The following is a 1195-nucleotide window of genomic DNA, read 5'->3' as shown; positions in this document are numbered from 1 at the left end:
GGAAGGTGCGAACAAGTGGATCGCACCTTTACCACGAACTCTTTGTCCGCATTTGAAATGCCCATCACACCAAAAACCTGACTTTTTTCCGCAAGTATTCGGCTATTAAGCGCCATTTAGCCTCATTTTCGAGGCTTATCTCGATTTTTGGGTACAGCTATCCCATGCCCGTATCATCTGGTCCACGCGAAACAGATTCGCCAGCGTAAACAACATCGCCAGTTGGTTGTCGTTCTTGCGCAGCCCCTTGAACCGCGCCTTCACAAAGCCAAACTGACGTTTGATGATCCGAAACGGGTGCTCCACCTTGGCGCGGATGCTGGATTTGAGCCTCTCAAAGGCAATGACAGCCTTGTTTTTACGGGGATATTTTTTGAGTTCCTTGAGTTTTCCAGGGCGCATGGCAATCGCCCACTCGGCCTCGACATCGGCCAGCTCTTCACGATTTTCGGCCCCCTGATATCCAGCGTCGGCGAACACAAACTCTTCCTTGCCATGGAGCAGATTTCCCACTTGATTGAGGTCGTGCTCGTTGGCGGCCGTGGTCTCCAGACTGTGCGTCAGGCCACTCTTGGCATCGACGCCGATATGAGCTTTCATGCCGAAATACCACTGATTGCCTTTCTTGGTCTGATGCATCTCGCCGTCACGCTCTCCACGCTTGTTTTTGGTGGAGTTGGGGGCTTCGATGATGGTGGCATCGACCAGCGTGCCTTGCTTCATCATGATGCCGGCGTCAGAAAGCCACTGGTTGACGGCGTCGAAGAGCTGACGGGCCAGTTGGTGCTGCTCCAGCAGATGGCGGAAGTTCATGATGGTGGTGCGGTCAGGGATGGCCTGGTCCAGGGAGAGTTTGGCAAACAGACGCATCGAGGCTATCTCGTAGAGTGCGTCCTCCATGGCTCCGTCGCTGAGGTTGTACCACTGTTGCATGCAGTGAATGCGGAGCATGGTATCGAGTGGGTAGGGACGACGGCCATTACCTGCCTTGGGATAGACGGGCTCGATGACCTCCAGCATCATCGCCCATGGGAGCAACGCATCCATACGAGCCAGGAATAACTCCTTACGGGTTTTGCGGCGTTTACCATTGAACTCGCTATCCGCGAAGGTAAGCTGATGATTCATGCTGAAGCTTATACCTGATGCCAAGTGGGGCTCATGATCTCATATCAGGGACTTGTTCGCACCTTCC

The 1195-nt window shown here is 53.9% G+C and carries 1 protein-coding gene; it reads right to left on the bottom strand.

Annotated features, from left to right (window positions below; all coding sequences use genetic code 11):
• Positions 1-135: 135 nt before the first annotated feature.
• Positions 136-1128, bottom strand: coding sequence for an IS5 family transposase (locus BN1133_RS18785; RefSeq protein WP_050667975.1), 993 nt, complete (start codon positions 1126-1128; stop codon positions 136-138).
• Positions 1129-1195 lie beyond the last annotated feature (67 nt).

The sequence above is a fragment of the Aeromonas schubertii genome, from assembly GCF_000820105.1.
Classification (GTDB): Bacteria; Pseudomonadota; Gammaproteobacteria; order Enterobacterales; family Aeromonadaceae; genus Aeromonas; species Aeromonas schubertii.
This window is presented reverse-complemented; position numbering and strand designations above follow the sequence as displayed.

Excerpts from the sequence above, each read along its gene's own strand:
- BN1133_RS18785 (WP_050667975.1), bottom strand. The coding sequence starts at position 1,128 with ATGAATCATCAGCTTACCTTCGCGGATAGCGAGTTCAATGGTAAACGC.